Annotated in this window: 13 protein-coding genes; 2 read left to right on the forward strand and 11 right to left on the reverse strand. The window is 58.8% G+C overall.

Annotated elements, in window-relative coordinates:
- Window positions 1-134 precede the first annotated feature (134 nt).
- The 5 genes from C1N60_RS02950 to C1N60_RS02970 all read right to left on the reverse strand — a co-directional run bounded on the left by C1N60_RS02950 (window position 135) and on the right by C1N60_RS02970 (window position 11,783).
- Window positions 135-1,940 carry an Ig-like domain-containing protein gene (locus tag C1N60_RS02950; protein ID WP_394521370.1) on the reverse strand — a complete coding sequence of 602 codons (1,806 nt, stop codon included), beginning with the start codon at window positions 1,938-1,940 and terminating at the stop codon, window positions 135-137.
- Between the two features lie 12 nt (window positions 1,941-1,952).
- A complete protein-coding gene (locus tag C1N60_RS02955) occupies window positions 1,953-4,310 on the reverse strand; it encodes an Ig-like domain-containing protein (RefSeq protein ID WP_394521371.1) in 2,358 nt (785 codons plus the stop codon).
- A 196-nt stretch (window positions 4,311-4,506) separates the two neighbouring features.
- On the reverse strand, window positions 4,507-6,312 hold the full coding sequence (locus C1N60_RS02960) for an Ig-like domain-containing protein (protein ID WP_394521372.1): 1,806 nt from the start codon (window positions 6,310-6,312) through the stop codon (window positions 4,507-4,509).
- A gap of 12 nt (window positions 6,313-6,324) precedes the next feature.
- Window positions 6,325-9,744 carry an Ig-like domain-containing protein gene (locus C1N60_RS02965; protein ID WP_394521373.1) on the reverse strand — a complete coding sequence of 1,140 codons (3,420 nt, stop codon included), beginning with the start codon at window positions 9,742-9,744 and terminating at the stop codon, window positions 6,325-6,327.
- A gap of 194 nt (window positions 9,745-9,938) precedes the next feature.
- Window positions 9,939-11,783: an Ig-like domain-containing protein gene (locus tag C1N60_RS02970; RefSeq protein WP_394521374.1), complete on the reverse strand. Its 1,845-nt coding sequence runs from the start codon at window positions 11,781-11,783 to the stop codon at window positions 9,939-9,941.
- 401 nt (window positions 11,784-12,184) lie between these two features.
- Between C1N60_RS02970 and C1N60_RS02975 the strand changes: the two genes are divergently transcribed.
- The gene (locus C1N60_RS02975; RefSeq protein ID WP_394521375.1) at window positions 12,185-13,507 is read left to right on the forward strand and encodes an MFS transporter; all 1,323 of its coding nucleotides are present in this window, start codon (window positions 12,185-12,187) and stop codon (window positions 13,505-13,507) included.
- A gap of 640 nt (window positions 13,508-14,147) precedes the next feature.
- Here the strand turns inward: C1N60_RS02975 and C1N60_RS02980 are convergent.
- From C1N60_RS02980 to C1N60_RS03005, 6 genes are all read right to left on the reverse strand, one after another.
- Window positions 14,148-15,302 carry an IS481 family transposase gene (locus C1N60_RS02980; protein ID WP_394520916.1) on the reverse strand — a complete coding sequence of 385 codons (1,155 nt, stop codon included), beginning with the start codon at window positions 15,300-15,302 and terminating at the stop codon, window positions 14,148-14,150.
- Between the two features lie 444 nt (window positions 15,303-15,746).
- Window positions 15,747-16,709, reverse strand: a complete 963-nt coding sequence (locus tag C1N60_RS02985; protein ID WP_394521376.1) for a Csu type fimbrial protein — start codon at window positions 16,707-16,709, stop codon at window positions 15,747-15,749.
- Entirely contained in the window at window positions 16,706-19,138 is a 2,433-nt protein-coding gene (locus C1N60_RS02990; RefSeq protein WP_282996826.1) for a fimbria/pilus outer membrane usher protein, read from the reverse strand. Before C1N60_RS02990 ends, C1N60_RS02985 begins: the two co-directional genes overlap by 4 nt.
- Window positions 19,138-19,836 carry a fimbrial biogenesis chaperone gene (locus C1N60_RS02995; RefSeq protein WP_370445701.1) on the reverse strand — a complete coding sequence of 233 codons (699 nt, stop codon included), beginning with the start codon at window positions 19,834-19,836 and terminating at the stop codon, window positions 19,138-19,140. The genes C1N60_RS02990 and C1N60_RS02995 overlap by 1 nt, the downstream gene beginning before the upstream one ends.
- A gap of 24 nt (window positions 19,837-19,860) precedes the next feature.
- A complete protein-coding gene (locus tag C1N60_RS03000) occupies window positions 19,861-20,364 on the reverse strand; it encodes a Csu type fimbrial protein (RefSeq protein ID WP_021509579.1) in 504 nt (167 codons plus the stop codon).
- A 22-nt stretch (window positions 20,365-20,386) separates the two neighbouring features.
- A complete protein-coding gene (locus C1N60_RS03005) occupies window positions 20,387-20,956 on the reverse strand; it encodes a spore coat protein U domain-containing protein (RefSeq protein ID WP_021509578.1) in 570 nt (189 codons plus the stop codon).
- Between the two features lie 547 nt (window positions 20,957-21,503).
- Here C1N60_RS03005 and C1N60_RS03010 point away from each other — a divergent pair.
- Window positions 21,504-23,603, forward strand: a complete 2,100-nt coding sequence (locus C1N60_RS03010; RefSeq protein WP_346303051.1) for a putative bifunctional diguanylate cyclase/phosphodiesterase — start codon at window positions 21,504-21,506, stop codon at window positions 23,601-23,603.
- Window positions 23,604-23,680 lie beyond the last annotated feature (77 nt).

Below are 23,680 nucleotides of genomic sequence, written 5' to 3' on the forward strand. Positions count from 1 at the left end.
ACAGAGAGCGCATTTTGTAATAGATGATGTAACACGCCGTATGAGATACGTCCCGAAGGGAGAAAAATCCGAACGGATTAAAAACAGAGGAAAAGGAGAAGATGATGCCGTGCTGCACGCACGGCATCGGGGGATTACACCAGCTCGATTTTCACGCCGTCCTGTACCAGCAACTCGGCGTCGCCGTGGCTGAACACGTGGTACTGGCTGCCGGCGATGGTGACGGTGCCCGCCTGCTGCGTCCAGCCGCTGACCGCTTCGCCTTCTGGCAGGATGTCGCTGAGCTGCACGCTGTCGCCGGCCTGGCCGCTGACGCGCAGCTGGGTTTTGCCGTCGTCAATGAACAGGCCCTGCTGACCGGCTTCCACCACGTCGCTGAGCGTCAGGCCGAGCGGGGCGAGCGCGTTGATTTCCACCTCGCCCGGCGGCGTGGCGTCCACGACGATGCTGTACGCCGGCAGGCCAGCGTCGTAAGCGCCGTAGCTGACGCTGAGGCTGTGCGAGTCATCGCTGAGCTCTGGCGTGATAAAGCGCCAGTTGCCGTCTGCGCCGACCTGCACGCTGCCGATCAGCGTGCTGCCGTCGTAGACGTTGAGCACGCTGTTGGCCTCGGCGACGCCGCTCAGCTCCGGCTGGCGGTCATTAGTGATGCCGCCGTTGCTGACTTCGCCGATATAAAGCGCCACGTCGTCATACACGCTGAGGATTTCTGGCGTGTGCTGGCCGCCCGGCATCAGGACCAGCTCAAACGTATCGCTCCACTGGCTGTCGCCCTGCGCCTGCGCGGCAAACGACCAGACGCCGTACTCCAGCGCCGGCGGCGTGAAGCTCCAGTTGCTGTCTGCTCCCACCGTTACCACCGCCGAATGGGTAAACTCGCCGAAGGCACCGTAGCGCACCACCACGGTGCTGTTGGCTTCGCCGCGCCCGCTAAGGGTTGGTGTGGTGTCATCGGTGAGCGCGCCGCTCAGCAGCGTGCCGGTGACCGGGCCGAAATCGTCGGTGGCGTGGGTCAGCGTGGCATGCAGCGCTTCACTGCCGGCGAAGGCGATGTCGAGCGTAAAGCTGTCGCTCCAGCTGCCTTCCTGACCGGCGCGGAACTCCCAGCTGCCCGCTTCCAGCTCAGCCGGTGGCGTCCAGCTCCAGCGGGTGCCGTCGATCTGCGCCGCGCCGCCGTCGACCCATTCGCCGCTGGCGTTACGGTACTGCACGAAAACCGTGCTGCCCGCCGGCGCGCTGCCGTGCAGCTGCGGCGTGGCGTCGTCGGTGAGCGCGCCGCTCAGCAGCGAACCGGTGACCGGGCCGGCATCATCCACCGCGTGGGAAATCACCGTGGCGGCAGACCCGTCGCGGCCAATCAGCAGTTCGAACGGCGCAGACGGTTCGCCCTCGCGCAGCTTGCCGTTAAAGGTTTCGACCGCCACCAGCGTCAGCTGATGGGTGCCGTCGCTCAGGTCGGCGTCCGGCTCCAGCGTCCAGATGCCGGTTTTGGCGTCGGCCTGCGCGCTGCCGATCACCGTGTCGCCCTCTTTGAGGTACACCACGGTGCCCTTTTCGGCTACGCCAGTCAGGGTCGGGCGGCGGTCATCGGTCATGCGCCCGGCGTCGAAGCTGCCGGTGATATCGCCCTGGTCATCGTACATATTGAGCAGGCGCGGCGCGTCCGGCGCCGTGTAGTCGACCACCTGAATGAACTGGGCGGGGTCACCGATGTTGCCGGCGGCGTCAATCATGCGCACCGACACGACGTGTTCGCCTGGCGTCCAGTCGGCGGGCGGCGTCCAGCTCCAGCGGCCGTCCGGGCCGACACTGACTGTGTACGGCTTGTTGCCGTCGATGACGATTTCCGCGAAGCCATTGCGCGCCTGCGGACTGGTGCCGCTGTAGCCGCGGCGCGGGTCGTCGGTGTAGCGGTAAGTGGCGTTAAGAATCTGGTTCATGATGGCTCTCCCTTACACCAGCTCGGTTTTCACGCCGTCCTGCACCAGCAGCTCAGCGTCGCCGTTGCTCCAGACGTGGTACTGGGTGCCGGCAATGGTCACGGTTCCAGCCTGCTCGGCCCAGCCGTTTTGCTCACTGCCCTCCGGCAGGATGTCTTCGAGGCGCACGGTATCGCCCTGATTGCCGTTGACCATCAGCTGGGTTTTGCTGTCGTCGATGAAGAGATCTTTCTGGCCTTTAGAGAGAATATCTTCAATAGAGATGACATCTAAAACGTTAATATTTTCAATATTGAGTTGATGTGATGATTTATCGAATATTTTATCTGAAGGAACATCGACGCCCCACTCAATATCATCCATATACAACAGGTCCCAATACGCCTTGCTATCTTTTATGTATTGACCGTTTTCAACGATCACTTTATGGATAAGTTCGTTTTCAGGTGCAGTAAATGTATGGTTGACCAGACCGTTATTACTACCATTAAAACTTTTAACAACCTCCTGTTCAATTAGCTTTCCATCTTTATCATAATATGACACTTTAACTTCAGAGTCTCTGTCAGTGTTAAACATGAACTTGAAGTATTTCGATTGCTCTATCAAGAATTCAATTTTTGAGGAAACATAGTTGTTGCTAGCAGGGTCAAATTTCCCTATGAATAACCTTCTATCAAGCTCGCTTTCATTTCCCCATTTAGTGTTACGAACAACTCCACTCAAAGTGTTAATTGTTAGGCCGGAGTTTAAGGTTTTAGATTGATATTGTATTAAGTTAAATAAACCACTTTCTGAAAATATTTCCTTCGACGATATGAAGTCACTTTCTTTGATTGTTAAGTTAAAAAGGTTTTTTTTTGAGTTTATAGAGTAGGCTTCAAACTTCCACTCGCCGTAAGATAAAGGTGGTGGGGTTAAAGACCAATCTCCGGAAGGGTTCGCTGTAACTGAATATAAGAAACTTTCAGAGCCGTTAGTGTATTCAATATAAACTACGCTATTTGATTCGGCCTTCCCCTTTATTTCGGGGGTGGTATCATCAGTAATATCTCCAGTTGATTTGTTACCCTGGCGTGGCCCTGTATTATCAAAGGCTGCTTCAATGGTTGGAGTAAAAGAATCAGGCGCAATGATTTGCATGCTGAAGGTTTTTCCATTTATATCTCGTGTTGGCGTACTGCTTGCCTGGAATTCATAACTCGCAACAGGTAGTCGATCGGTGTTATATTCCCAGTGGCCATCGGCATCTGTTATAACGGTATCAAGGTAATCCCAATCCCCTAGAATATTACGATAAAAAAGGTAAACTGTACTATTGGATTCCGCCCGACCATGTAACGTAGGGATGCGGTCATCAGTGATAGCACCATTACCTAGCATACCTGTCAATTTACCTGAGTCATCCCATGCATGAGTAATTTCTGTTAGCAGGGCGGGGTTGGAATCTATATTTAGTTTAAACTCATCACTCCAGCCGAAACCAGCATTTGCCCGGAACTCCCAATTGCCTGCCTGTAACGCTGGATTCGGTGTCCAGGTCCAGGTATCTCCTTCAATGCTAGCTTTGCCACCATCAATCCATTGTCCATTGTTATTACGGTACTGAATTAAGACATCATTACCTTCTGTTGAGGAACCATAAAGTTTTGGTGAGGTGTCATCGGTAATGCCGCCACTTTTTAATAAGCCGGTATTTTCTCCGTCGTCATCAATTGCATGTCTAATTTCTACATTGACACCTGGTTTTGGCTGATTGTCGCCATCCTTGCCAATCACGATAATAAACTCGTCCGACGGCTTACCCTCGCGCAGCTTATCCGCAAAGGTTTCCGCCGCCACCAGCGTCAGGTTATGACGGCCATCCGCCAGATCCACCGTCGGCTCCAGCGTCCACAGACCGGTTTTCTCGTCGGCTTTGGCGCTGCCGATCACGGTGTTGCCCTCTTTCAGATACACCACGGTGCCTTTCTCGGCGATACCGGTCAGGGTCGGGCGGCGGTCATCGGTCATTTTGCCGGCGTCAAAGCTGCCGGTGATGGCGCCCTGATCGTCGTACAGGTTAAGCAACGTCGGTGCGACCGGCGGCGTGGTGTCGACGACCAGCGTGTGGAGTGAAGAGCGGCTGGTATTACCTGCTTTGTCAATTGACTGAAAGGCGATGTTGTACGCTCCGTCGGCCAGCGCTTCGGGCGGTGTCCAGCTCCAGCTTCCGTCCGTTGGGTTAATATCCACGTAGTAACGCTTATCGCCGAGAGTGATCTCGATCTGGCCGCCTTTGCCTATTTCACTTTCAACTTTGCCGGTAAAGGTTGGGGTGTTGGTGTCGCGCTCGAGGTACTTAGCCTCTTTAAAATCGAACAGTTCCATGGAGATTATTCCTGTGTTTTTTACGTCGGGTCAACTGCAGCGGGAGGCGCTGCGCCTTGTGATAAAGGGCGTATTTTGTAATAGATGACGTAACACGCCCTATGAGACATGTCCCGAAGGGAGAAAAGTCCGAGCAGAGAAAAAACAGGGGTAAAGGGCAGGGATTATGCCGTGCTGCGCGCACGGCATCGGGGGATTACACCAGCTCGATTTTCACGCCGTCCTGCACCAGCAGTTCCGCGTCGCCGTGGCTGAACACGTGATACTGGTTGCCAGCGATGGTCACGGTGCCCGCCTGCTGCGTCCAGCCGCTGACCGCTTCGCCTTCCGGCAGAATGTCGCTGAGCTGCACGCTGTCGCCGGCCTGGCCGCTGACGCGCAGCTGGGTTTTGCCGTCGTCAATGAACAGGCCCTGCTGACCGGCTTCCACCACGTCGCTGAGCGTCAGGCCGAGCGGGGCGAGCGCGTTGATTTCCACCTCGCCCGGTGGCGTGGCGTCCACGACGATGCTGTACGCCGGCAGGCCAGCGTCGTAAGCGCCGTAGCTGACGCTGAGGCTGTGCGAGTCGTCGCTGAGCGCCGGCGTGATAAAGCGCCAGTTGCCGTCTGCGCCGACCTGCACGCTGCCGATCAGCGTGCTGCCGTCGTAGACGTTGAGCACGCTGTTGGCTTCAGCAACGCCGCTCAGCTCCGGCTGGCGGTCGTTAGTGATGCCGCCGTTGCTGATTTCGCCGATATACAGCGCCACGTCGTCGTACACGCTGAGGATCTCTGGCGTATGCTGGCCGCCCGGCATCAGGACCAGCTCGAAGGTATCGCTCCACTGGCTGTCGCCCTGCGCCTGCGCGGCAAACGACCAGACGCCGTACTCCAGCGCCGGCGGCGTGAAGCTCCAGTTGCTGTCCGCGCCTACGGTTACCACCGCCGAATGGGTGAACTCGCCAAAGGCACCGTAGCGCACCACCACGTTACTGTTGGCTTCGCCGCGCCCGCTCAGGGTTGGCGTGGTGTCATCGGTGAGCGCACCGCTTAGCAGCGTGCCGGTGACCGGGCCGAAATCGTCGGTGGCGTGGGTCAGCGTGGCGTGCAGCGCGTCGCTGCCGGCGAAGGCGATGTCGAGTGTAAAGCTGTCGCTCCAGCTGCCTTCCTGACCGGCGCGGAACTCCCAGCTGCCGGCCTCCAGCTCAGCCGGTGGCGTCCAGCTCCAGCGGGTACCGTCCAGCTGCGCTGCGCCGCCGTCAACCCATTCACCGCTGGCGTTACGGTACTGCACAAAAACCGTGCTACCCGCCGGGGCGCTGCCGTGCAGCTGCGGCGTGGCATCGTCGGTGAGCGCGCCGCTCAGCAGCGAGCCGGTGACCGGGCCGGCGTCATCCACCGCGTGGGAAATCACCGTGGCGGCAGACCCGTCGCGGCCAATCAGCAGTTCGAACGGCGCAGAAGGCTCGCCCTCGCGCAGCTTGCCGTTGAAGGTTTCAACCGCCACCAGCGTCAGCTGGTGGGTGCCGTCGCTCAGATCGGCGTCCGGCTCCAGCGTCCAGATACCGGTGGTGGCGTCGGCCTGCGCGCTGCCGATCACCGTATCGCCCTCTTTGAGGTACACCACAGTGCCCTTTTCGGCGACGCCGGTCAGGGTAGGGCGACGGTCGTCGGTCATGCGCCCGGCATCGAAGCTGCCGGTGATGTCGCCCTGGTCATCGTACATGTTGAGCAGGCGCGGCGCGTCCGGCGCCGTGTAGTCGACCACCTGAATGAACTGGGCGGGATTACCAATGTTGCCGGCGGCATCAATCATGCGCACCGACACGATGTGCTCGCCCGGCGTCCAGTCGGCGGGCGGCGTCCAGCTCCAGCGGCCCTCTGCGTCGACCTTGACGGTGTACGGCGGCTGGCCATCAATAGCGATTTCCGCGAAGCCGTTGCGCGCCTGCGGACTGGTGCCACTGTAGCCGCGGCGCGGATCGTCGGTGTAGCGGTAAGATGCATTAAGAATCTGGTTCATGATGGCTCTCCCTTACACCAGCTCGGTTTTCACGCCGTCCTGCACCAGCAGCTCAGCGTCGCCGTTGCTCCAGACGTGATACTGGGTGCCGGCGATGGTGACGGTGCCGGCCTGCTCGGCCCAGCCGTTCTGCTCGCTGCCCTCCGGCAGGATGTCTTCGAGGCGCACGGTGTCGCCCTGGTTGCCGTTGACGATGATTTGCTTAGTGGCATCATCAATCGCAAGGTTCTCACTGCCGTGCCTGAGCACATCCTGCAGGCTGAGCGTCAGCGCGTTATTGCCAGCATTGTCCATCTGAATCACGCTGGTTTTGCTGCCGTCCTCCACCTGGTCGGCAAAAATCACTGTCTGATCTTCGCTATTGACCAGCAGCTGGTAGAGCTGATTATCGGCGTCGAAAACCTGGATCGGATCATAGAGATCGTTTTCGTCAAACAGATACAGTTTGCCACCGTTGGTATTAACCTCCGGATGGACGTATTCGCCCCATTTGATGTCGTCTATTAAAAAACCGATATCACTGTCGTCCGTTGTGGTTTCCTGGCCCAGGACAAAATCGATGTAACCAATTTTTTTACCCGGCGGTGCGATAAACTGATAGGTGTCAGGAGCTGTATCAGTACGGTAACCTACGGGTGCAATCATTTCACGGTAGAGAATTTCGCCGGTAGTTGAATAAACAATAATCTCATGCTGATTGGCTGAGTGAACAGTGCTTAGCGCAAACTCGATCTTTTCTGTGCTGCCAAAGTCATACGTGTAAGTGGAGTTATCGCCTAATATAAATGCACGATGTTCACCATAGCCATTAAAAACTCTGGAGGCTCCTATATTTGAAGCTACACCCTCATGTGCTTTTCCGGAGAATTTAACGCCACCCACTAAGACGTTAACCCGCGTCATGTCGAATTTGAAGTCAATGTCGTATTTGTCAAATGACTCCAGGCCAGAGCCAATATTGAGGCCCCAGGCAATGTGATCAATGGTGAACCCTCCATCATTAGTATTTTCAGGTCCGGAGTCATCTCCGACAATGAAGTCAATTTTTGATATCATTTTTCCGGGCTGAGCTATATATTCGAATTTTTCATATGTGTTATCTGTGGCTTTCAATGGACCTTCGGATAGTAATTCTCCTGTTGTGGAAAATATTTTTATTTTATGACGCTCAGGATGGAATATATGATTGTAATCAAAGGATATCTTATCGGTTTTATCGAAATCAATTTGATAGTGAGAGTTATTTTTTAAATATAATGAATTATGGCTATTTATTTCGGTATTTTCATAGACTTCAGCTTCGGAGCCTGAAAAGGTTCTAAATATCAGTCCACTAGCTATTGCTTCATCTTTGTTCAGTGCATACTTTTTACCTGCTGTAAGCGTGTCGAAAGTTTCGAACCCATGGTTGAGATCGCTAACATTTATATTAGAGTATCTTTGAGTAATAATGTTATCAATACCATACGCAGTAAGTGAACCTATAATATGAATCTCAGCATAGCTGATCTCTGAGTTGCCCGAACTAAATTGCAATATCTCTCTGGTATTACTTCTTTCACCATGGGGATAAACTCGTCCAAGTTCTTTCCCATTCTCATCAAAGAAACTGATATATGACTTGGTACTTTCCCAATCAAGCGCGGTGAGTTCAAAGTAATTTATTTTCTCCTGGAAATTTACTTTCTGGACAAATTCATTAACATTGCTATCTTTTCGGATGACGAAAAACCCGCCCCAGCGCTCATGATCTTCTATTGCTGTAGTGACATTATCATGCTTTTTATAGATAAATGTCAGATTTCCGTAATTCACATTTTTCGTGATATTGACAGGGGTAATGTCTTCAAAGTTGTAAACATGAGTAATGGTTTCACTGTCAATAATATTTAACGAATAATTTGCACTGTAACTATTGCCATTAGTGGTTTTCGCCCTGAAATCCCAGTTACCATATTCCAGCTCTTCCTTGGGCGTAAACGACCAGCGACCATTCGCATCCGCAACCGTTGACCCGCTATGCCAGGTTTTGCCGTCGCGTGAGTACTCAACCTGCACAACCGCATTCGCCTCGGCACTGCCGCGCAGCTCCGGCTGAGTATCATTGGTCAGCCCGCCCGATTTCACCTCACCGGTGATTTTGCCCACATCATCCCAGGCCATAGCGATCTCTGGTGCGACGCTGCCCGGCGCCACAATCTGCAGCCCAAACGGTTTACCGTTTGCATCTCGGGTTGACGATCTCCCGGCCTGAAACTCATACGTCCCCGGCATCAGTCGATCAGTCTCATACTCCCAACGCCCATCGGCGCCGGCAGTCACGCTGTCCAGCAGTTCCCATGCGCCCAGCACATTGCGATAGTGGATATACACCAGGCTGTTAGATTCGGCGCGGCCGTGCAGGTTTGGCGTACGGTCATCGGTAATCGCGCCGTTGCCCAGCGTGCCGGTGAACGGGCCAAAGTCATCGTAAGCGTGGGTGATTTCCGTTTTTGCTGCCGGTGCGAGATCGATATCCAATTTAAATTCATCAGTCCAGCCGCTGCCGGCGTTGGCGCGGAATTCCCAGTTACCGGCACCCAGCGCCGGATTCGGCGTCCAGCTCCAGTTGCTGCCGTTCATTACCGCATTGCCGCCGTCGATCCATTCACCTTTATCGTTACGGTACTGAATGCGCACCACGCTACCTTCCGGTGCGCTGCCGCGCAGCTCGGGCGTAGTGTCGTCGGTGATGCCGCCGCTTTTCAGTGAGCCGGTCAGGCTGCCGGCATTGTCGATCGCCTCAATGATTTTGGCCACGCCGCCCGGATCGCTCGGCACGTCGCCGTCTTTTCCGATAGTAATGTTAAACTCATCGGATACTTTGCCCTCACGCACCTTACCGGCGAAGGTTTCCGCAGCCACCAGCGTCAGGTTGTGACGGCCATCCGCCAGGTCCACATTCGGTTCCAGCGTCCACAGACCGGTTTTCTCGTCGGCTTTGGCGCTGCCGATCACGGTGTTGCCCTCTTTCAGATACACCACGGTGCCCTTTTCGGCGATGCCGGTCAGGGTCGGGCGGCGATCGTCGGTCATTTTACCGGCGTCAAAGCTGCCGGTAATGGCGCCCTGATCGTCGTACAGGTTCAGCAGCGTCGGTGCGCCCGGCGGCGTAGTGTCGACGATCAGCGTGCGCTGCGACGGCGTACTGAGGTTACCGGCGGTGTCGATGGTCATAAAGGAGATGCTGTATTCACCGTCGGCCAGCGCTTCTGGTGGCGTCCACTTCCAGCTGCCGTCCTGCGGGTTGATGTCGACAAAGAAATTCCTGTCGCCAAGCGTAATCATTACCTGGCCGCCTTTGCCCACTTCTGAATCGATTTTACCGAAAAACGTTGGGGTGTTGGTGTCGCGCTCGAGGTATTTCACCTCTTTAAAATCAAACAGATCCATGGAGATTATTCCTGTGTTTTACGTTGGGTCTATTGCAGCAAAGCCCGCTGCGCCTTGTTATAAAGTGCGCATTTTGTAATAGATGACGTAAAACGCTGTATGAGACCTGTCCCGAAGGGAGAAAAGTCCGAACGGGTGAAAAGCCGGGGGAAAGAGGGCAGGGTTATGCCGTGCTGCGCGCACGGCATCGGGGGTTACACCAGTTGCAGTTGCACGCCGTCCTGCACCAGCAGTTCGGCGTCGCCGTGACTCCAGACGTGGTATTGCGTGCCGGCGATGGTCAGGGTGCCGGTCTGCTGCGTCCAGCCATCAACCGCTTCGCCTGCCGGCAGAATATCCTGCAGCTGCACGCTGTCGCCCGGCTTGCCGTTCACCAGCAGCTGGGTGCTGTCATCCTCAATGAACAGCCCTTTGCCACCTTCGCTCAGCAGTTGGTGCAGCGTCAGCGCGTCCGGCTGGGCTTCATCCTGCGCCTGCTGATCGAACGCGGCGTCAGGGCTGACGTCGAGCACGAATTTGCTGCTCCAGTTGCTCTTCATCTCGCCGGTCGAGGCGCGCGCCTGATATTCCCACACGCCAGGTTGATGCAGATACGGCGAGGTGAAGCTCCACTTGCCGTCGGCATCGACCAGCACGCTGCCGGCGTGGCGCAGGCCTTCACCCTGCACGCCATATTCGATCTCAATCACCTGGCCCGGCGTGCCGCTGCCGTGCAGCGTTGGCGTGGTGTCATCGGTTGAGTCGTGCTGATAAACCGGCCCCTGCAGCGGGCCCGCGTTGTCCCAGGCGTAGTCGATGGTCGGTTCCAGCGGCGCGCCGGGGATCACCAGCAGCTCGAACTTATCGCTCCACGCACTGGCTTTGCCATCGGCCACGCCGCGCGAGCGGAAACCCCATTCGCCAAAATAGGTGAGTTCGAAGCCGGCGAACTGCCAGTTGCCCTGCGCATCGACCGTCACGCTGCCCGCGCTGTGCCAGCCGCTGTTACTCAGGTTGTACTCAATCTCAACGATGCTGCCCGGCGCACCGCGACCTTCCAGCACCGGCGTTTTATCGTCAGTGGTGCCGCGATGGTACACCAGGCCGGTATGGGCGCCGGTATCGTCACGCGCAAAGTCGATAGCCGGACGCAGATTCTCCAGCGCCGACATATTAAGGCTGAAATCCGGGCGGTAGTCGTCTTTGCTGTTCTCGTAAGAAGCATAGAAGGTGTAGATGCCGTCACCGCTGATCATCGCGCGCGACTGAATCACCCAGTCGCCGTTGGCATCGGTTTTAACGCTGCCTTTATAGCCGATTCCGCCGTGATCGTTCTGCGCGAACAGATAAACGATGCTGTTCGGCTCCGCGCGGCCCACGATCAGCGGCGAGAAGTCGTCGGTGGTGGAACCGCTGGCGAGCTGGCCCTGCACGGTGCCGACATCGTCAATCGCGTAGCTGATGGTCGGCGGCACCGGTCCGCTCTCAACCACGGTAACGTCGAAGTGATCAGAAGGATCGCTGACGCGGCCAAACTCGTCGGTGGCGGTGACGGTTAGCTGATGCCCGCCCGCGCCCAGCAGCGGCTCCAGCGACCATTCGCCGCTTTTACTGGCCACGGTGCTGCCAATCAGCCTGTCGTGATCGTACAGCCGCACCGTGCTGCCCGGCAGCGCATAGCCCTGCACTTTGGGCGTGGTGTCATCAATGGTGTGTCCGCGCCCGACCGGGCCGGTTTCGCTGCCGACGTCGTCAAACAGCGCGGTGATCGCCGGTTTGTCCGGCACCGAGAGCGCGACGTCAACAGAGAACGGATGCGGTTCACCGTTGTCGCCGATGCGCGCCACCATGTCGTGGCTGCCTTCGCTCAGCGAGAACGGCGGCTGAAATGACCAGCTGCCGTCGGCGGCAATCGGCGTGCTGTAGCGGTGATCGTTGATAATGAATTCAATGATTTCACCGGCCTGCGCCGGCAGGCTGCCGCTCAGCAGCGGATAAGGTGTGCCCACTCGCAAGGTATTAATGGATGAAAAGGGGTCAAAGCTGAGAGGTGTTAGCATAAGTATTCTCCACCAAAATCATCAACGGCGTGATTACCGTTGCCTGCCCAGCATAACGGGGGAGGGGATGGCGGCATGTACCAGAATCGTCTCGTTTCTAAGACTGATCTTAATAAGTTCTGCTAATGAAAAAGGCATTAAAAAGAGTGGGATATGGCTCATGATATTGTTTGCTGGGGTTTGATATCGCTGAATTTATGCTACTGGTAAAGTCGATAGTCTGTGCTGCACCTGTCACCTGGAAAGCTCAGAATTATTAACTTTCCTCATAAGCTGATCGGACCGGCGGTGTTAACTATTTGTTACCTTTGTTTGTACTTTTGTAAAGTGCAATGGTGAACAGGATCACATCTATTCACGCGCCGGCAGGCTAAAACAGGAGAAAAACCAGGAAGGACGATATGAGCCCAAGTCACGCTTTACAAAAGTCATCGCAGGGCGGTGCCAAAACCATCTTTAGCGTTACCAGCGGTAACTTTCTTGAGATGTACGATTTTATGGTGTTTGGCTACTACGCCACCGCCATTGCAAAAACCTTTTTCCCGGGCGACGATCCGTTCGCCTCGCTGATGCTGACGCTGATGACCTTTGGCGCCGGCTTCCTGATGCGTCCGCTCGGGGCGATTATACTGGGGGCCTACATTGACCATCACGGCCGGCGTAAAGGGCTGCTGCTGACGCTCGGCCTGATGGCGCTCGGTACGCTGACTATCGCGCTGGTGCCAGGCTACGCCACGCTGGGCGCGGCGGCACCGATTCTGATTCTGCTGGGTCGCCTGCTGCAGGGTTTCTCGGCGGGCGTGGAGCTGGGCGGCGTTTCGGTTTATCTGTCTGAAGTGGCCCCCAAAGGCCGCAAAGGCTTTTACGTCAGCTGGCAGTCTGGCAGCCAGCAGGTGGCGGTAATCTTTGCCGCGCTGCTGGGGCTGGGGCTTAATCATCTGCTGGCGAAGGACGCGGTGACCGAATGGGGCTGGCGTATTCCGTTTGTGGTCGGCTGTCTGATTGTGCCGTTCCTGTTCTGGATTCGCCGCATGCTGGAAGAGACCGAAGCCTTCAGCCAGCGCAAATCGCACCCGTCGATGGGCCAGATTGTGCGTTCCGTGGGACAGAACTGGGCGCTGGTACTGGCCGGCATGCTGATGGTGGTCACCACCACGGTGATGTTCTACATGATCACCGCATTCACCCCGACCTTTGGTAAAACCGTGCTGATGATGAGTGACAAGCAGAGCTTCCTCGTGACGCTGTTTGTCGGCATCTCCAACCTGTTCTGGCTGCCGGTGATGGGCGCGCTGTCGGACCGCGTTGGGCGGCGGCCGCTGCTGATTACCTTTACCGTGTTGATGATCCTGACGACCTGGCCGGTGCTGCACGGGCTGGTGGGATCGCCGACCTTTGCGCACCTGGTGGAAGCGGAGCTGTGGTTATCGTTCCTGTACGCCAGCTATAACGGCGCGATGGTGGTGTATCTGGCGGAGATCATGCCCGCTGAAGTGCGTGCTTCGGGCTTTTCGCTGGCTTACAGCCTGGCGACCGCGCTGTTTGGTGGTTTTACGCCGGCGATTTCGAGCTATCTGATTCATGCTACAGGCGATAAAGCGATGCCGGGCGTCTGGCTGTCGTTTGCCGCAGTGTGCGGCCTGGTGGGCACGCTGCTGATCGGCCGCATGGTGAAACAGTACCAGGCGCGGCACAGCGCAACGGTAGTGGGCGCGTCGCTGTAGTTCGAGTTGGTATGCGCTGCTCCTCACTTTAACATTTTCCCACTTGCCCTCACCCTGACCCTCTCCCGCACGCGGGAGAGGGAACCGTTCAGTGCGGTTTCGCAGACCTGCACTTCACCTCAACACTCGCTTGGTTGGCTCCTTCTCCCGCTGGCCCTCACCCTAACCCTCTCCCGCACGCGGGAGAGGGAACCGTTCGGTGCGGTTTCACAGACCTGCGCTTCACCTCAACACTCGCTTGGTTGGCTCCTTCTCCCGCTGGCGGGAGAAGGCGGGGAATGAGGGGCAAGCCAGCTCCTGCTCTGCCTGCTGGCCCTCACCCTAACCCTCTCCCGCACGCGGGAGAGGGAACCGCTCGGTGCGGTTTCGCAAACCTGCGCTTCACCTAAACATCCACTCGGTCGGCTCCTTCTCCCGCTGGCGGGAGAAGGCGGGGGATGAGGGGGCAAGCATGCTCCTGCTCTGCGCGCTGGCCCTCACCCTGACCCTCTCCCGCACGCGGGAGAGGGAACCGTTCAGTGCGGTTTCACAAACCTGTACTTCACCTCAACACCCGCCCGGTCGGCCCCTTCTCCCGCCAGCGGGAGTGTACGGTCCGGGGACATGGCAGACAGGTGTTCGGGGACATAGTGAACACTTTTTAACATCCTTTACCCATGGTGATCGACTTTTTCTTCAGGTCGATCACCCCCACTTTTGTGCTGTACCACCACACCTCGTAATAACCGTCTTCCCCCGTCTCCTTCAGCCCGACACGCTCTCCCCTGAACGCCTTGCCCGCCTTCAGGCTGAGCCCTTTTACGCTCAGCTTCCCGCTGATATCCACCTTCCTGACCATCACGCCCTCGTCGTATTCCGGTGGCGCTACGCGGGCGCTGTACTGCCGCGATGAGGGCTGATAGCGCGACGCCGGCACCGCCATCTCCAGCGCCTCATGCGGGCGCTCGAGGTTGTAGACCGTCCGCCAGTGGTCGAAGGCGCGCTGCTGCTCACCGCTGTCCACGAACCACTTCCCCTGCAGCACTTCCGCCTTCAGGCTGCGGTGAAAGCGCTCCAGCTTCCCCTGCGTCTGCGGATGATACGGCCGCGAGTGCCCCACCCGGATGCCGTGGCGCATCAGCCACAGCTCCACTGCCGTCCAGGTGCCGGTGGTGTCGCCCCACGGCGAGCCGTTGTCCATCGTCATCCGGTCCGGCAGGCCGTAGCGCTCAAAGACGCTGACCAGCTGCTCCTGTACCGTCTCACGCCGTTCGTCAGCGCAGTGCACCAGGCACAGCGAGAACCGGGAGTGGTCGTCCAGCAGGGTGAGCGGGTGGCAGCGGCCGCCGCCAAAGGGAAAGTGGCCCTTGAAATCCATCTGCCAGAGCCGGTTCGGGGCCGCATGCTCAAACCGGCCGGTGGCCGGGACGCCCGGCGCTGCGCCCGGCAACAGGCCGTGGCGGGCCATCAGGTTGTGGACGGTGCTGAAGGCCGGCATGCGGTGCCCGCAGTCTTCGAGCCAGCGCTTAATCTTGCGGGCCCCCCAGTGCTGATGAAGCTCATGCGCCATACGCAGCAGGTCAGTGATGTCGTCAGGTGAGCGGTTGGGTGAGTGACAGGGCGCGCGGGAGCGGTCCTGAAGGCCGGACGGTCCTTCCTCCTCCCAGCGGCGAAGCCACTTGTAGCCGGTGGCGGGAGATATGCCGTAGCGGCGGCACAGCTCGCGGATGTTCGCCCCGTCTTGCGAGGCGAGCAGAACAAACTCAGTACGTAATGACATGGTATCTCTCGCATCCCAGGGCATAAGCGACTCCATAAACGGGTTCTTATGCCTTAGTTGTAGGTGTCTACCATGTCCCCGAACAAGTGTTCACGATGTCCCCGGACTGTACAGGAGAAGGCGGGGGGATGAGGGGGCAAGCATGCTCCTGCTCTGCGCGCTGGCCCTCACCCTGACCCTCTCCCGCACGCGTGAGAGGGAACCGCTCGGTGCGGTTTCGCAGACCTGCACTTCACCTCAACGCCCGCGCGGTCGGCCCCTTCTCCCGCCAGCGGGAGAAGGCGGGGGATGAGGGTGCCAGCCTGCTCCCGTCTGCCTGCTGGCCCTAACCCTAACCCTCTCCCGCACGCGGGAGAGGGAACCGTTCAGTGCGGTTTCGCAAACCTGCACTTTACCTCAACAACCGAGCGATCGGCCCCTTCTCCCGCTGGCGGGAGAAGGCGGGGGATGAGGGAATCACCCACTCCTGACCCCACCCCGCTAAAACGCCACATCCACCACCACGCTATCGCTGTAATTGCCCGCTGCGGGCGTATTCTGCGTAGTCAGAATCTGCGCCGTATAGGTAAAATTGCGCGTCACGGTATCCGCGTTGAGCGATGTCGAGGTCGCGCTGCTCCAGCGGTCGCTGCCGCTCGGGCCCCAGCGATTAGTGGTGGTGGTGCCTTTATAAATATCGTAAGCCAGCCGGTTGGTGCCGCTCGCCATCTGGCGCGTGGTGCCGCTGAAATAGCTGCCATTACTCAGTCCCACCGTATACGTGCTGCCCTTTGAACACACCACGTTAATCGTCTGCTGCACAGTAGAAAAACTGCCGACCAGCGGCGCACTGCCGAAGCTGACGTTCGGCGCCGTAATCGTGGTGCAGTCGTTAGTGATCACCATATTCACGGTGATCGGCATCGCCGTCCCGCTGCTGCTCTGCACCGTGCCGACGCACACGCCGGCCACATTTAACCCGGCACACACGTTATAACTCACTGTCAGCGTGAGGGTGGTGGTGTAACTGCCGGCGGCAATCACCTGGCCAGGCACGGTACGGAAATAGAGTGGAATGACAAAATTGAGGCTGTTGCCGAGCGCCAGCAGTGCGGAAGAGTTCCAGCGATAGCTGCCGCCCTGGCGCAGTTCGGTGGCACAGGCGCTGTCGATGCACAGCTGAATCGGCACGTTATCGGTGCCGCTGGCCGATGCCTTCATGGTGGCGCGCGTGCCGCTCAGGTAGTTGGCGGTGGTAAACGCATAGGCGACGTAATCGCTGCCCAGCAGGTTGAGCGTGCCGGTGCCGCAGTTAACGTTGGTGTTACTGGAAGTATTGACCGCCGTCGACTGCACGTAAAACGTGGTTTGCGTGCCAAAGCTGGCGCTGGGGGCCGAAAGCGAACAGAGTGCGTAGCTGCTGGCCGGCAGCAGCCACAGCAGCAAGAACAGAAATTTCCTCATGGCGAGATCCCTGACTGTGAGTTGTTGGCGGCATTCACTGCCGTACCAGGCGCGGCAGGCGGCAGCGGGCAGGTGAGTGGACCGTAAGTCTGCAGCGCTTTAGGCTGACCCTCAGCGATAGCCAGCGTGGTCTCGCACTGGCGGCCGTCCGGCGTCACCACGCGCATCGGGTTGCTGGCGCTGAGATCTTCCATCCACACGAGGCCGTCCCAGCCGACATATTCGGTGGCGCGATCGCGGCGCAACACCTGGCTGGAGACTGGCAGCGGCTGGCCGTCGCTGTCGTGCAGGATCACGCTGGCGGCGCGCAGGCGCTCCACCGGGAAATTCAGCAGATAGCCACTTTTGCGCTTCACCGCGAAGCGCTGCTCCACTCTCGGCGCGGTCATGTCAGCCGGCAGATCGAGGGTATCGATATCGTACTTCGCGCCGTAATAGCTGCTGATGGACGGCACCAGCAAATAGCCGGCGTCATCGGTGCGGCCCATCGTCTGGTTCTCGTAGCGCACCGTCACGTCCGGATAGCGGGTTTTCACCACCACAAAGGCATCGTTGATGTTGTTGGCGGCGAACACATGGTTGTCCATCAGCACCAGCGAGCCGGTGAAATCAGCCCACTGCGTGGTGTTGTCATCGTCGCCGTAAAAGCCGGCGGAAGTATCGATCTTGTTGTTGCGATAGCGCAGACTGCCCTGACGATAATCGCCGCTGTCGCCGCCCTGATGCGCCCATGACGCATCGTAAGCAAAACCGCCGTCGCTCGGCATGGCGCGCGACACGTACAGGCGCTGATTGCTTTGTCCCTGCTGATCGCGCTCGACACTAATTGATGCGCTGCTCTGTTCGCCAAACGGAATCACCAGCGAAATCGCGCCGCTCCAGTCGCCCTGCTGCTGGTCGCGGCTGGCGGAAATGTACAGGCTGCTGTTGCCCCACAGGTTTTTACTCCACGATAAATTCCACAGGCGGGTGCGATCGCCGCTGCCGCCGGCGATGTCCAGATACGCCAGACCGAGGCTGCCGTACTGGCTGAGCGACAGGCTGGCGGTGTACTGCGCGCTGCGTCTGGCGAGCGAATAGCTGGTATTGGCGCTGTCGCCGCGGCTGCCGACCAGCGCCAGGTTGCCGAAATCCGCGCTGCGCAGCGTGTGCTGGGTGCCGAGGCTGAACCAGCTGTTGTTGTACTGGTAACCCCAGCTGTACTGGGTACCGGGCCTGCCGTCCAGCTGGCTCTGCGCCAGCGCGGCGTTGATGACGCCCAGGCTGCCCAGCTTCACCAGTGCGCCGGCACCGCCCATCGCCACGTCGCTGCTGCCTTCGGCGTGCGATTCCAGCGTCAGCCAGTCGCGCAGGCCGTAACGATAGGATCCGCTGGCCGCCGCTGCGCCGTAATCAAAGTTTTTGATGCCGTAGTTCTCGCGAATCGCCCCGGCGGAGAAGGCGTAATCGGACAGGCCGGTTTTCAGCAGGCTGCTGGAGACATAGAACGGCAGCGTTGTCGTCACCTGACGGCCGACCGCGTCGGTGGTGGTGATCACCGCATCGCCCGCCCCGTTCACGAACGGCACATTGGTCAGCGACCACGGCCCCGGCTGAACGCTGGCCTGTGCGCTGCGGTAACCATTGATAAACAGATCGACTGACGACGGTACCGCCGCCTGGCCGCTAAAGGCCGGCAGCGGGTAAGTGACCAGATCCGGCCGCACGCTGAAGTCACGCGCGATCTGCACGCCGCCAAGGCGCACGCTGTTGCTCCAGCCCAGCGCATCCGTAATCAAATCGCCGGCGCGCCAGCTCAGCGCGGCGTTCTCGTTCTCGTTGCTGTACCAGGTGTCGTAGCGAATGTAACCCTGCTGCTGGCCGCGGGTGTCGCCCGCAAGCTGCTGGATATAGACACCGTTACTGGAGAACTGGCCGGCCGGACCGAACAGGCGCAGCTCATTCCAGCTGGAGAGGCGCGAACCGGCGTTGTCGGTGCGCGTGGCGTAGAAGTCGTAGTTGAGCAGCGCGCCGTTGCTGGCCTGGCCGGGATAGCGCGGACCGTTTTGCGGCTGACCAAGCGTCTGCTCTGGCAGCCAGGCGGGCGGTACCGTCAGCAGCAGGCGCTGGCGGCGTTCATCATATTCCACTTTAACCTCCCCCAACTGACCGGGAGCGACCTGTTCGCCAGCCAGCTTCGCCGCCGGAATGCCGGCGCGCTGCAGATCGCCGCTGCGCAGCCAGAACTCACCGTCGCGCCGCTCGACCGGCACAATCTCGCCCCGTTCGCGCTGGTTCACCACCAGTTCCAGCATGTATTGCTGGCCGCTGGCGCTGTGGCTGACGGCAGGCGGCGGTGGCAGCTCAGAGAAAGTCTCTGCGCTGCTCAGCGGGGAAAAGCACAGCACGCTGGTCACCGCCAGCGCGCAGGGAGGCGGCGTCAGTTTCATCAGCGCGCGGCAGCGCTGCGCCAGTGAGTTTTATTCACCTCGGCCGCGAGTTCACCGCTCACCGGGCTGTTCAGCGGCCAGCGGTGGCTGCTGTTAGCCAGCACATAGCCAAACAGGCCGTTGCCGAGCGCGCGACCGCCGACGGTGACGTTGCTCAGGCGCGCGTGGCCGTTGCCGCGATTGGTCAGCTCCAGCCAGCGTTTGCCGTCGCGGCTGACCTGACGCCAGCTGAGATCGGCTTTGGCGCTGTCGCGCGTCAGGCCATCGCCATAGACAAACAGCGGCACCGAGTAGCGCATCTGAAACGTCAGCCCGGCCTGATTCTCGCCCGGCGAGCGCGGCGTCGGGATCTCATCCAGCACCACTCGATAGGCTTGCTCTACGCCGGCGGGCGGCGCGCTCTGGCGAATCAGACGCACCAGCTGCTTCTGCCCCGGCTCCAGCCGCACCATCGGCGGGCTGGCGACCACCTGCTGCTGCGTTTGATACTGCTCCTGGCCGTCAATCTGCTGCCAGTTGAAGATGCGTACCTGCATGATGGTGGTGGCGTTACCGCGATTCTCCAGCCACAGTTCGCTGGCTTTTTCCTGTGGGTTGATGGCGGGATCGATCGGCCAGATCATCAGCGAGTTGGCAGCGAAGCTGGCGGGCGACAGGGCCAGAAGAAACCACAGAAGCAGGGCGCGCAGGCTCATCATTATTCATCCTTTTTTATGCTGCCGTCACCAGCTCAGGGTGACGGTTAACGTATCGGTATAGGTCCCGGCGCGCGTCGGGCCAGGCAGGGTTAACAGGCCATAAATCGGCAGCACGATGTTATTGGCGTTGCTGTAACTCAGCGCCACCGGCGAGTTAACCGGAATCGCCGTGGTGTGCGCTGCGTTGGTATACAGGCTGTACGCCACGGTATCGGTGTTACTGGTGTGTTTGAGATTGCGGCTGCTGGTGTAATTGCTGCCGCCGTTGATGCTCATGCTGAGGGCGGTACCCGGCGTGCAGGCGAGGGTAAGGGTGGTGCTTTGCACGTAGCTGGCGCTGACGCTGCTGCTCGCCACGCCCGACTGGGTGCCAAAATTCAGCGTGCCAAACACGCCGGTATTGGTACCGGAGATCACGCAGCCTGCCACCACTGACGCAGAGACCTGGAAGGTGGCCGTCGGCAAACTCCAGGCCGGGACGCTCCCTATCAGCAGGGCCAGGCTGCCAGCACGCAGCAGCCAGACCATCCTTCTTACCCCACCGCTGGCGTCAGTAGTTCACCGCCACGTTAATAGTATCGGTGTAGGTACCGGCCGGAATCAGTGGGTTAAAGCCGCCGCCGACTACCCGACCGTAAATGGCATAGTTGGTGCCGAGCGTCGGATCGGTGGTGCCGCTGGCGGCAATATTGGTGTTGTTGGCGATGGCGGTGGTAAACGCGGCGTCGCTGTACAGCGTGTAAGCAATGCCCTGCGTATTGTTGGAGCCGAGGATCAGGTAACGTGGCTGGCCGCTCACCGTACCGTAAATGGTGGCCGGTGCCGGATTACTGCTGGTGACCTGCACATTGAAGGTCTGGCCGGTGGTGCAGCGGACAAAAATGCCGTTCCCGGATGCGCCCACCAGGGTGGCGTTTAAGGTATCAAAGGTTGCAGCGCTGCTACCGAAGTTCAGGGTACCGAAGTTAACCCCGCTGGTGGCGGACTGACCGTTCACCAGACAGCCGGTGGTGAGCGTCAATGTGGCATTGATGGTTCCCGTTGTGGTGGCAGCAAAAACCGTTGCAGGGGCGAGCGCGGCGCTCAGACTGGTAGCCAAAAGAAAAAGCTTGAGTTTCATAATCAATCCTTACTGATTATCCAAGGTCAGTGCTTTTTCGCCTGGTGATTTATTAATGAAACGAACCCGTAAATAACAAGACGCCGCGATCGGCAAATGAACTTAATGCCCTGCCACCTAAGAAAATTCTTAAAGGCTGAGTTAGTGATTTATATCAGTTTTATTTACTATAGAACACCCTTTTGCCGCTTGTACAACGCACCGGAGAATTTTCGCTAATCAATTTCTCCTTTTCCCCGGTAATGCAGTCATAACAAGGGCTGGCGGCCCGTTAAAAAAACCAAACGGCAAGTGATTACCCCCTCTACCGCGACTTCAGGTTCAATGCTATGTTCATGCATTAATCAGATATCATTACTTTTCCCGGCCGCGACAGACGATGAGAATAAAAAATAGCCGTGCAATACCTCCAGTTATTTATGGATCTGTTTTTGTGTTGCCGCATCGCTGGTGGTCATTACCTGCCTCTCATTGATGTTTTCACTTTTTCTGTTGTTAATTGACGATACCGCACCTGCGCCGCCGCGGGTTGAGTTGAGGAGCGCACATGTTGCTGGTTACCTGGGATAGCGTTCTGGTTGCCGTTTCGCTGATTGTGGCGTTTATCGCGGCGTTTACGGCGCTGGATACCGCCGGGCGCGTCGCCGTGTCGCGCGGCCTGCTGGCGAAGCTGTGGCTGGTGGCCGGCGGCACGGCGATGGGCATTGGCATCTGGGCGATGCACTTCATTGGCATGCTGGCGATGATGATGCCGATGACCATGCGCTATGACATTCCGCTCACCGCCTTCTCGCTGCTGCTGGCAATTCTCACCAGCATCTTCGCCTTTGCGCAGGGCCTGCAGGGCAGCCATCTGACGCGCCGCCGGCTGCTGCGCGGCACGGTGATCCTCGGCAGCGGCGTGGTTGCCATGCACTATCTCGGCATGCTTGCGCTGCTGATTGAACCCGCCATTCACTGGGATTTGCGCCTGGTGGCACTGTCGGTACTGATTGCCTACGGCGCATCCGGTGCTGCGCTGTGGCTGGCGTTTCACCTGCGCCACGGCGAGAGCCTGCTGCTGATGCGCGCCTGCGCGGCGCTGGCGATGGGGGTAGCGATTGCCGGCATGCACTACACCGGCATGGCGGCCGCGCAGTTCAGCGCCCCAGGCAGCATGCAGCACCACGGCATGGGACAGGAGGGGCTGGCGGTGTGGGTAACCATCATCACGCTCACCATTCTCGGTCTGACGCTGCTGATCTCGATGCTGGACGCCCAGCTGCGCGCGGCGCGTCTTGCCGCCCGGCTGCGGCGCGCCAACAGCGAGCTGCGCCAGCTGGCGCTGCACGATAATCTCACCGCACTGCCCAATCGCGTGATGCTGGACCAGCAGCTCAGCACGCAAATCAAACACGCGACGCTGTATGACCAACCCTTTGCCCTGATGTTTATGGATCTCGACGGCTTCAAAGCGGTGAACGATACCTGGGGGCATCACGTCGGCGATCGTTTGCTGGTCGCCGTGGCGGAACGGCTGCGCAGCCAGCTGGATGCGGACATTTTGCTGGCACGCCTCGGCGGCGATGAGTTTGTCATGCTGTGTCCACAGTACGCGGCAACGCAGGCTGAAGCGCTGGCGCAGCGGCTGGTGCACAGCATTGATGCACCGTTTGAGCTGGATCGTTACTCGCTGCGCGTCTCGCTCAGCATCGGCATTGTGATCTTCCCGCAGCATGGCCGCAGCCCGCAGGAGATGATGTTCAACGCGGACTCGGCCATGTACCACACCAAGCACAGCGGGCGTAACGGCTGGAGCCTGTTTGAACCGGTGATGAGCGCGGTGGCGCAGCATCAGCTGGCGCTGGCCAACGATTTATGGAACGCGCTGGAGTGCCAGGAGATGCGCCTGTTCTACCAGCCGAAGTTTCGCGCGGGCGGGACCATTCTGATGGGTTTTGAGGCGTTACTGCGCTGGCAGCATCCGCGCCGCGGCTTGCTGATGCCGGATATGTTTCTGGCGCGCGCCGAGAAAACCGGCCAGATTGTGGCGCTCGGCAACTGGGTGATCAACGAAGCCTGCCGCCAGCTGCGACAGTGGCATGACGAGGGTAACCGCGACTGGAGCGTCTCGGTTAACCTCTCCGCACTGCAGTTTCATCAGCGCGATCTGATCGACACGCTGCGCCAGACGCTGCAGCGCTACCAACTGCCGGAAGGCGCGCTGATGCTGGAAATCACGGAAAACATCGCCATGCGCGATCCGCAGTTCAGCCAGCAGCGCATCGCCGAACTGCAGCGGCTTGGCGTCAAAGTGGCCATCGACAACTTCGGCATTGGCTACGCCAATCTGCTGCACCTCAAGCATCTTGAGGCCAGCGAGCTGAAAATTGATCGCGCCTTCATTAACAGCCTGCGTGCCGACAGCGAGGATGCAACCGTGGTAACCGCCATGCTGACGCTGGCGCAAAGCCTTAACCTGCGCATGGTGGCGGAAGGCGTGGAGACCGAAGAGCAGCAGCGCCTTCTGACCGGTCTCGGCTTTGACACGCTGCAGGGGTATCTGCTGGGCAAGCCAACGCCGGCGGAGCGCATCGGCGAATTCACTGCATCAACGCAGATTGCGCCGCACTTTCCTGATAACGTGCTGCCGCTCACCGGCGCCTGACCAGCAATTTTTGTTCTCCTTCACATCGGAAGCTTTCATCGTTCAGTGACTCATATCGGCAGCCGGTCTGCCGATAA

It is taken from the genome of Pantoea sp. SGAir0184 (assembly GCF_043544755.1).

Coding starts and splice junctions, on each gene's coding strand:
- C1N60_RS02965 (WP_394521373.1), bottom strand. CDS start 9,744: ATGGATCTGTTTGATTTTAAAGAGGTGAAATACCTCGAGCGCGACACC.
- C1N60_RS03010 (WP_346303051.1), top strand. CDS start 21,504: ATGTTGCTGGTTACCTGGGATAGCGTTCTGGTTGCCGTTTCGCTGATT.
- C1N60_RS02960 (WP_394521372.1), bottom strand. CDS start 6,312: ATGAACCAGATTCTTAATGCATCTTACCGCTACACCGACGATCCGCGC.
- C1N60_RS02985 (WP_394521376.1), bottom strand. CDS start 16,709: ATGAGGAAATTTCTGTTCTTGCTGCTGTGGCTGCTGCCGGCCAGCAGC.
- C1N60_RS02950 (WP_394521370.1), bottom strand. CDS start 1,940: ATGAACCAGATTCTTAACGCCACTTACCGCTACACCGACGACCCGCGC.
- C1N60_RS02970 (WP_394521374.1), bottom strand. CDS start 11,783: ATGCTAACACCTCTCAGCTTTGACCCCTTTTCATCCATTAATACCTTG.
- C1N60_RS03000 (WP_021509579.1), bottom strand. CDS start 20,364: ATGGTCTGGCTGCTGCGTGCTGGCAGCCTGGCCCTGCTGATAGGGAGC.
- C1N60_RS02990 (WP_282996826.1), bottom strand. CDS start 19,138: ATGAAACTGACGCCGCCTCCCTGCGCGCTGGCGGTGACCAGCGTGCTG.
- C1N60_RS02980 (WP_394520916.1), bottom strand. CDS start 15,302: ATGGAGTCGCTTATGCCCTGGGATGCGAGAGATACCATGTCATTACGT.
- C1N60_RS02995 (WP_370445701.1), bottom strand. CDS start 19,836: ATGATGAGCCTGCGCGCCCTGCTTCTGTGGTTTCTTCTGGCCCTGTCG.
- C1N60_RS02975 (WP_394521375.1), top strand. CDS start 12,185: ATGAGCCCAAGTCACGCTTTACAAAAGTCATCGCAGGGCGGTGCCAAA.
- C1N60_RS02955 (WP_394521371.1), bottom strand. CDS start 4,310: ATGGAACTGTTCGATTTTAAAGAGGCTAAGTACCTCGAGCGCGACACC.
- C1N60_RS03005 (WP_021509578.1), bottom strand. CDS start 20,956: ATGAAACTCAAGCTTTTTCTTTTGGCTACCAGTCTGAGCGCCGCGCTC.